8 protein-coding genes and 2 tRNA genes are annotated in these 8602 nt (G+C 65.2%); 8 read left to right on the top strand and 2 right to left on the bottom strand.

The window, feature by feature from the left end; translation table 11 throughout:
* Nucleotides 1-76: 76 nt before the first annotated feature.
* Together BKK80_RS14080 and BKK80_RS14075 are read right to left on the bottom strand one after the other, a co-directional pair.
* On the bottom strand, nt 77-550 hold the full coding sequence (locus BKK80_RS14080) for a DUF411 domain-containing protein (RefSeq protein ID WP_071013626.1): 474 nt from the start codon (nt 548-550) through the stop codon (nt 77-79).
* 14 nt (nt 551-564) lie between these two features.
* The gene (locus tag BKK80_RS14075; RefSeq protein WP_071070017.1) at nt 565-1341 is read right to left on the bottom strand and encodes a 3-hydroxybutyrate dehydrogenase; all 777 of its coding nucleotides are present in this window, start codon (nt 1339-1341) and stop codon (nt 565-567) included.
* 161 nt (nt 1342-1502) lie between these two features.
* Between BKK80_RS14075 and BKK80_RS14070 the strand changes: the two genes are divergently transcribed.
* The 8 genes from BKK80_RS14070 to rpmI all read left to right on the top strand — a co-directional run bounded on the left by BKK80_RS14070 (nt 1503) and on the right by rpmI (nt 8584).
* Nucleotides 1503-2381, top strand: coding sequence for an alpha/beta fold hydrolase (locus tag BKK80_RS14070; protein WP_071013620.1), 879 nt, complete (start codon nt 1503-1505; stop codon nt 2379-2381).
* Nucleotides 2382-2503: 122 nt separating this feature from the next.
* Nucleotides 2504-2866, top strand: coding sequence for a RidA family protein (locus BKK80_RS14065; RefSeq protein ID WP_071013619.1), 363 nt, complete (start codon nt 2504-2506; stop codon nt 2864-2866).
* A 21-nt stretch (nt 2867-2887) separates the two neighbouring features.
* Nucleotides 2888-5110, top strand: a complete 2223-nt coding sequence (locus BKK80_RS14060; protein ID WP_071013616.1) for a RelA/SpoT family protein — start codon at nt 2888-2890, stop codon at nt 5108-5110.
* A 21-nt stretch (nt 5111-5131) separates the two neighbouring features.
* Nucleotides 5132-5208, top strand: a tRNA-Val gene (locus tag BKK80_RS14055).
* A 91-nt stretch (nt 5209-5299) separates the two neighbouring features.
* Nucleotides 5300-5376: transfer RNA gene (locus BKK80_RS14050), tRNA-Val, on the top strand.
* A gap of 377 nt (nt 5377-5753) precedes the next feature.
* Entirely contained in the window at nt 5754-7661 is a 1908-nt protein-coding gene (gene thrS / locus BKK80_RS14045) for a threonine--tRNA ligase (protein ID WP_071038236.1), read from the top strand.
* 48 nt (nt 7662-7709) lie between these two features.
* Nucleotides 7710-8231 (top strand): translation initiation factor IF-3, encoded by a 522-nt coding sequence (gene infC / locus BKK80_RS14040; RefSeq protein ID WP_083384108.1) that lies wholly within the window; start codon nt 7710-7712, stop codon nt 8229-8231.
* Nucleotides 8232-8386: 155 nt separating this feature from the next.
* Nucleotides 8387-8584, top strand: coding sequence for a 50S ribosomal protein L35 (gene rpmI, locus BKK80_RS14035; RefSeq protein ID WP_006575466.1), 198 nt, complete (start codon nt 8387-8389; stop codon nt 8582-8584).
* Nucleotides 8585-8602 lie beyond the last annotated feature (18 nt).

The raw sequence follows: 8602 nt of genomic DNA, 5'->3' as shown, positions 1-8602 counted from the left end.
CACGCCCGCGCGGACGCCGGCCCGATGAGAAAAACCCCGCGGTGCGCAGCCGCGGGGTTTTTTCATGGTGCCAGGATCAAGCCTTGGCCTTGTTGTAGCTGGCGAAGACCGTGGCGGTACCGTCCGCCTTGACCAGCAGTACGTCGTAAGGGTCCTTGCGCGGTCCCTGGTCCATGCCGGGCGAACCGAGCGGCATGGCCGGCACCGCCAGTCCGGCCGCCTTGGGCTGTGTGGCCAGCAGGCGCCGGATATCGGCCGCCGGCACATGGCCTTCGATCGCGTAGCCGGCCACCAGGCCGGTGTGGCAGGAGGCGAAGCGCTCCGGCATGCCAAGGCGCTGGCGCCACGGGCCGGTGTCCTCGACGTTCTGCGTGCTGACGGCGAAGCCGTGGTCGCGCAGGTGCTTGACCCAGTCTTCGCAGCAGCCGCACAAGGGGCTCTTGTAAACGGTGATGGCCGTGCGCGCCGGACCTTGCGCCAGCGTGGCCAGCGGACTCAGGGCGACGCCCAGTGCCAGGGACTGCAGCAGGCGCCGGCGTCGCGGCCGCATAGTGCCGTCGTGCCTCATTGCGCGACCCAGCCGCCGTCCATGTTCCAGATCGCGCCGCGCACCTGGCGCGCTGCTTCGCTGGCGAGGAACACCGCCAGCGCACCCAGTTCGTCCGGCGTGACGAACTGGCCCGAGGGCTGCTTCTCGATGACGAGTTCGCGCTTGGCCTGTTCGACGCTGATGCCGTCGCGCTGGGCACGCGCTTCCACCTGCTTCTGCACCAGCGGCGTCAGCACCCAGCCCGGGCAGATCGCGTTGGCGGTGACGCCGGTCTGCGCGGTTTCCAGCGCGGTCACCTTGGTCAGGCCGACGATGCCGTGCTTGGCGGCCACGTAGGCGGACTTCTGTGCCGAGGCGACCAGGCCGTGCGTGGAGGCGATGTTGATCACGCGCCCCCAGTTCTTCTGCCGCATGCCGGGCAGGGCCAGCCGCGTGGTATGGAAGGCCGAGGTCAGGTTGATGGCGATGATGGCGTCCCAGCGTTCGGGCGGGAAGTCCTCGATGCTGGCGACGTGCTGGATGCCCGCATTGTTGACGAGGATGTCGGCGCCGCCGAATTCCGCCTCGGCATAGCGCATCATGTCCTCGATTTCCGACGCCTTGCTCATGTCGGCACCGTGGTAGCCCAGGCGGATGCCTTGGCCGGCCGCCGCGATCTGCTGCCGGGCCCCGTCGGCGTCGCCGAAACCGTTGACGATGATGTTGGCGCCTTGCGCCGCCAGGGCCTGGGCGATGCCCAGTCCGATGCCGCTGGTGGAACCCGTGACCAGCGCCGTCTTGCCTTGAAGCATGGGAGTCTCCATCGAAAGTCGCGCGCCGGCCGGCATGCCGGCGTGCAGAAGTCGGTTGCTGCTGCGAGTGCTGTGGCATTGTAACCGCCGGAGCGTACAATCCAGTTTTGCTCAACGTCGGTGCCGCATCCTGCTGTGGGCCGCTTTGCCAGGGAGTCCAGATGTCCGCCAGCCCGCGCCTCGGCTTCGTCCAGTGCTTGAGCCCGTCGGGCCTGCATCGCATGGCGTACCACGAATGGGGGGACGCCGCCAATCCGCGCGTGCTGGTCTGCGTGCATGGACTGACCCGCACCGGACGCGATTTCGATGCGCTGGCCCGTGCCCTGTGCGGTGACTACCGCGTGGTCTGTCCCGACGTGGCGGGACGAGGCCGTTCCGACTGGCTGGCCGACCCGCATGGCTATGTGCTGCCGCAGTACGTGGCCGACATGGTGACGCTGATCGCGCGCCTGAACGTCGAGCAGGTCGACTGGTTCGGCACTTCGATGGGCGGGCTGATCGGCATGGCGCTGGCCGGCTTGCCGAAGTCGCCGGTACGCAAGCTGCTGCTCAATGATGTCGGCCCGCGCGTGGCGCCATCGGCGATCGAGCGCATCGGCGCCTACCTCGGCCTGCCGGTACGTTTCAAGACCTTCGAGGAGGGGCTGGCCTACCTGCAGACCATCAGCGCCTCCTTCGGCCGCCACACGCCGGAGCAGTGGCGCGAACTGAACGGCGCGATCCTGAAGCCGCTGCAGGGTGCCCAGGGCCTGGAATGGGGTTTGCATTACGATCCGTCGCTGGCCGTTCCCTTCCGTGAGACCACTCCCGAAATGGTGCAGGCCGGCGAGGCGGCGCTGTGGCGGGCTTTCGAAGCCATCCAGGCCCCGCTGCTGGTGGTGCGCGGCGCCCAGTCGGACCTGCTATTGCGCGACACCGTGGCGGAGATGGAGGCGCGTGGCCGCCAGGTGAGCGCGGTGGAGGTGCCGGATGTGGGGCATGCGCCGACGTTTATCGACCCGGCGCAGATCGCCCTCGCGCGGGCATTCTTCCTGGCCTGAGGCGACGCTTGCCACGGTACCTGGGCTGGCGCCGGGAAGCAGTAACTGACAACGACAATGGAATCCAAGGTCGCGGCGGGCCGTCCGCGGGCGGCCGCCGCAGAACGTAAGCGTGATAAAGCATGAGCGACAATGAACTGAAACGTGCCCATGTGGGCAAGCGCCTTTCCGAATATGCCGTCTACAACGGCGTGGTCTACCTCGCGGGCCAGGTGCCGGAAGTCGAACCGGAGGCGGATATCCGCGGCCAGACGCAGGAAGTGCTGGGCCATATCGACCGCCTGCTGGCGGAGGCGGGCAGCGACAAGACGCGCATCCTCTCGTGCCAGATCTTCCTCAAGGACGTCGACCAGATCGGCGCCATGAACGAAGTGTGGGACGCCTGGGTGGCGCAGGGCAACACGCCCCCGCGAGCCACCGTGGAGGCGCGCCTGGCCAATCCCGACTACCTGATCGAAGTGGTGGTGACCGCCGCCCTCAAGTGAGCGCAGGCAGGTGCAGTTGATATGGTGACACCGACGGAACTTCCAGGCCAGGTGGCCGGCACGCCGGACGCCGGCCTGGTGGTGCGCGCGCTCGCCTTCGTGCGTGCGCGGGGCGCCGGCGCGGAGCTGCCGACCGGCGAAAGCGTGCTGTCGCATGCCGAAGGCATGCTGCGCATCCTCGACGGCCTGCGCGTGGACGATGCGGCGCGCGCCGCCGCCTGCCTGTTCCCGGTGGCGGCCTACGTGCCGGGTTGCGAGGCAGACATCGAGGCCGATTTCGGCGAGGAAGTGGCGCGCCTGGTCAAGGGCGTGCGTCAGTTGCTGCGTATCGGTGCGATCGCGGTGACGCAGGCCGAGGCGCAGGAGCCGGGCAAGAACGAAGGCGAGGCGCGCCACGAGCAGGTGGAGGCGCTGCGCAAGATGCTGCTGGCGTTTGCGCAGGACATCCGCGTGGTGCTGGTGCGCCTTGCGTCACGGCTGCAGACACTGCGCTGGCTGGCGCAGGCCAAGCGCGCGCCGCTGCCCGGCGTGGCGCGCGAAACGCTGGATATCTACGCGCCGCTGGCCAACCGGCTCGGCATCTGGCAGATGAAGTGGGAGCTGGAAGATCTGGCTTTCCGTTTCGAGCAGCCGGACACCTACAAGCGTATCGCGCGCCTGCTCGACGAGAAGCGCATCGAGCGCGAGGGCTACATCGCCAGCGCGATCGCGCGCCTGCAGGCGGAGCTGGCGGCGGCGGGGATCCGCGCCGATGTCAGCGGCCGGCCCAAGCACATCTTCAGCATCTGGAAGAAGATGCGCGGCAAGGAGCTGGACTTCGCCGACCTCTACGATGTGCGTGCCTTCCGCGTCATCGTCGACGACATCAAGGACTGCTACGCGGTGCTCGGCATCGTGCACCACATCTGGCAGCCGATCCCGCGCGAGTTCGACGACTACATTTCGCGGCCCAAGCCCAATGGCTACAAGTCGCTGCACACGGTGGTGATCGGCGACGACGGGCGCGCCTTCGAGGTGCAGATCCGCACCCAGGAGATGCATCATTTCGCCGAGTACGGCGTCGCGGCGCACTGGCGCTACAAGGAGGCCGGCAACAGGGGCTACAGCGGCCAGTTCTCGGCGGACGAGCGCTATGACGAGAAGATCGCCTGGGTGCGTCAGCTGCTGGCCTGGAAGGATGATGCCGATCACACCGTGGCGCACGAGGACTCCCCCTGGGAGCAGCTCAAGCATGCCGCGATCGACGATCACATCTACGTGCTGACGCCGCAGGCACGCGTGGTGGCGCTGCCGCAGGGCGCCACGCCGGTCGATTTCGCTTATTACCTGCACACCGACCTTGGCCATCGCTGCCGTGGCGCGCGCGTGGACGGCGCCATGGTGCCGCTGAACACGCCGCTGAAGAACGGCCAGACCGTGGAGGTGGTGGCAGTCAAGCAGGGCGGACCGTCGCGCGACTGGCTCAACCCCGAGCTGGGCTATCTCGCCAGCGGCCGCGCACGCGCCAAGGTGCGGGCCTGGTTCAATGCGCTGGACTCGCAGGAAACCATCGCCCAGGGGCGCGCGCAGGTCGACAAGACGCTGCAGCGCGAGGGCAAGACCGCCGTCAACCTCGACGACCTGGCCGCGCGGCTCGGTTTCAAGGCTCCGGACGAGCTGTTCGCGGCGGTGGCCAAAGAGGAGTTCAGCCTGCGCCACGTGGAGCAGGCGCTGCGCCATCCGGCCGGCGAGGTGCAACCGCACATCAGCGAAGAGGACGCCGTTACCAAGAAGAGCCGCGCCACCAGTGTGGCGCGCGGCGCCAAGAGCGGCGTGCTGGTGGTGGGGGTCGATTCGCTGATGACGCAGATGTCGCGCTGCTGCAAGCCGGCGCCGCCCGACGATATCGTCGGTTTCGTCACACGCGGGCGCGGCGTTTCCATTCACCGCCGAACCTGCCCGACCTTCCTCCAGTTATCGGCCCGCGCGCCCGAGCGCGTGATCCAGACGGAGTGGGGCAAGAAGAGTGACGCCGTCTACCCCGTCGACATCCACGTGGAGGCGGTCGACCGCCAAGGCCTGCTGCGCGACATCTCCGAGGTGCTGTCGCGCGAGAAGATCAATGTCACGGGCGTGAAGACGCTGTCGAGCAAGGGCGTCGCGCGGATGCAGTTCACGGCGGAGGTCGCCGAGGCGACCCAGCTCCAGCGCGCGCTCGCTTTGATAGAAGATGTGGTTGGGGTGTTGCAAGCGAAAAGAAAGTGATGTTATACTTTCAGCTTCGCTAGGCTCGTAGCTCAGCTGGTTAGAGCACCACCTTGACATGGTGGGGGTCGTTGGTTCGAGTCCAATCGAGCCTACCAACGAATGCAGTAGAAGGTAGTAAAAAGGTAGGGCAGGAAGGCGGCGCGCAGTGGTGGCGCCGCCGGTAGTGAGCAGTATAAGCAGTGCAATAGGCTCGTAGCTCAGCTGGTTAGAGCACCACCTTGACATGGTGGGGGTCGTTGGTTCGAGTCCAATCGAGCCTACCAACGAATCATGTAGTACAGGCAGCCTGGCGGTAATGCCGGTTGCAAAGCCGGTTCAACCCAATAAGGAACGGAAAGGCGCCATGGTTATGACACCGCGAACTACTACCGCTGATCAGCGACAGTAGTCGAGGTGCGCCTTCGTCCCGGTCCTGCCGGGTTTGAATCGAAAAAGAACGCAGCCTTGGCTGCGTTTTTTTTCGTCTGTCGCTTGTCGGCTACCTGTTAAGCTGCCCGCTTTCCGCCTGGTTGCCTGGAGGGATCGGGTGGAGTTCCCGCAGTCCGCGCCGTGCCGTATCCCGGGCATGGGTGGGCGCCACGAGATGCTTTATCCGCCTGCCGGCCGGCGCCGGGCAGTCGGATTCCTGATGAGGTGCAAGATGATCGCAATCACGCTGCCGGACGGTTCCCGCCGCGAGTTTCCCGGCCCGGTGACGGTGGCCGAAGTGGCGCAGAGCATCGGCTCGGGCCTGGCCAAGGCTGCCCTGGCCGGCAAGGTGGATGGTCGCATGGTCGACACCAGCTTCACGATCGACCGTGACGCGTCGCTTGCCATCGTCACTGAGAAGGATGCCGACGGCGTCGATGTGATCCGCCACTCCACTGCCCACTTGCTGGCCTACGCCGTCAAGGAACTCTATCCTGAGGCGCAGGTGACGATCGGGCCGGTGATCGAGAACGGCTTCTACTACGACTTCGCCTATAAGCGCCCGTTCACGCCCGAGGACCTGGCTGCCATCGAGAAGAAGATGGTGGAGCTGTCGCGCAAGGACGAGAAGGTGGTGCGCGAGGTCTGGAACCGCGACGAAGCGGTCGCGCTGTTCGAGTCGATGGGCGAGAAGTACAAGGCGGAGATCATCGCCTCGATCCCTGCCGACCAGGAAATCGGCCTGTATCGCGAAGGCAAGTTCGTCGACCTGTGCCGCGGTCCGCACGTGCCGTCGACGGGCAAGCTCAAGGTCTTCAAGCTGATGAAGGTGGCCGGTGCCTATTGGCGCGGCGACGCCAACAACGAGATGCTCCAGCGCATCTACGGCACGGCCTGGGCCAGGAAGGAAGACCAGGAGGCCTATCTGCACATGCTGGAAGAGGCCGAGAAGCGCGACCACCGCAAGCTGGGCAAGACGCTCGATCTGTTCCATCTGCAGGAAGAGGCGCCGGGCATGGTCTTCTGGCACCCGAAGGGCTGGCAGATCTGGCAGGCGGTCGAGCAGTATATGCGCGGGCGCCTGGGCGAGGCCGGCTATCAGGAGGTGCGTACGCCCCAGGTCATGGATCGTTCCTTGTGGGAGAAGTCGGGCCACTGGCAGAACTACAAGGAGAACATGTTCGTCACGGAGTCGGAGAAGCGTGACTACGCGATCAAGCCGATGAACTGTCCCGGCCATGTACAGATCTTCAACCACGGCCTGCGTTCCTATCGCGACCTGCCGCTGCGTCTGGCCGAGTTCGGTGCCTGCCATCGCAACGAGCCGTCCGGCGCGCTGCATGGCCTGATGCGCGTGCGCGGCTTCGTGCAGGACGATGCCCATATCTTCTGCACGGAAGAGCAGATCGTCGCGGAAGCCAAGGCATTCAACGAGCTGGCGTTCTCCGTCTATGACGATTTCGGCTTCAAGGACGTGGCGGTCAAGCTGTCTCTGCGGCCGGAACAGCGGGCCGGATCGGACGAAATCTGGGATCACGCCGAAGAGGGCCTGCGCCTGGCGCTGCGTGCCTGCGGTGTGGAGTGGGAGGAGCTTCCGGGCGAGGGTGCCTTCTATGGCCCGAAGGTCGAATACCACATCAAGGACGCCATCGGCCGCTCTTGGCAGTGCGGCACGCTGCAGCTCGACCTGGTGCTGCCGGAGCGCCTGGATGCCGAGTTCGTCGCTGAGGACAATTCGCGCAAGCGCCCGGTCATGCTGCACCGGGCCATCCTGGGCTCCTTCGAGCGCTTCCTGGGCATCCTGCTGGAAAACCACGCCGGCGCGCTGCCCGCCTGGCTGGCGCCGGAGCAGGTGGTGGTGATGAATATTGCCGACTCCCAGGCCGAGTATGCGCAGGGCATTGCGCAACTGCTGCAAAAACAAGGGTTTAGGGCCAAGGCGGATTTGCGTAATGAGAAAATTACGTATAAAATCCGCGAGCATTCCCTTCAGAAGATCCCCTACCTGCTGGTAGTGGGCGACAAGGAGCGGGATGCCAATCAAGTGGCCGTGCGTGCCCGTGGCAACGTGGATCTGGGTGTGATGCCCGTCTCCGCGTTCGTGGAGCGTCTGCAACAGGACGTTTCCAGCAAAGCCTGAAGGGTAGGGAGCACGGCTCGTTTTTTTGTCTTCTTGAGGTAACGCAACATCGCTACAGACAAAGGTCACCGCATCAACCGGGAGATCAGCGCGCCTGAGCTGCGGCTGGTAGGGGTTGATAACGAGCAGCTGGGCATCTTCAAGTTCATTGAAGCGCTGCGCATGGCTGAGGACAAGGACTTGGATCTGGTGGAGATCGCGCCCAACGCGAGCCCGCCCGTAGCCCGTATCATGGACTACGGCAAGTTCAAGTACGAAGAAGCCAAGCGCGCACACGAGGCCAAGCTGAAGCAGAAGATCATCCAGGTCAAGGAAGTCAAATTCCGGCCGGGTACGGATGACGGCGACTACAACGTCAAGCTGCGCAACTTGAGGCGCTTTCTTGAGGATGGCGACAAGACCAAGATCACGCTGCGTTTCCGCGGCCGTGAGATGGCGCACCAGGAAATCGGTGCACGCATGCTCGAGCGCTTGAAGGTAGACCTGGAGGAGTTCGGCCAGGTCGAGCAGATGCCTAAGATGGAAGGCCGCCAGATGGTGATGGTGCTGGCCCCCAAGAAGAAGAAGTGAGTTTTGCGCGGCGTGCCGCGGTGCCAGTCACCGCGGCACGGAGCGCGAAGCGTGCGCGGGCCTGGCGGTCCGCGTGCAAAACAAGTGGATGCGGGTCTTGCAAGCGTCGGCGCCAGCCGGCCACCTGCATGCATGTCAGAGAGCTGGAGTTTTTCATGCCGAAGATGAAGACCAAGAAAAGCGCTTCCAAGCGCTTTACTGCGCGTCCGAACGGTTCGTTCAAGCGTGGCCAGGCCTTCAAGCGTCACATCCTGACCAAGAAGACCACCAAGAACAAGCGTCAACTGCGCGGCACCCAGGACGTCCATGAGACGAACCTGAAGTCGGTGCGCGCGATGATGCCGTACGCATAACCCTGACGAGATCGAAAG

The organism is Cupriavidus malaysiensis (genome assembly GCF_001854325.1).
GTDB classification, from domain to species: domain Bacteria; phylum Pseudomonadota; class Gammaproteobacteria; order Burkholderiales; family Burkholderiaceae; genus Cupriavidus; species Cupriavidus malaysiensis.
This window is presented reverse-complemented; position numbering and strand designations above follow the sequence as displayed.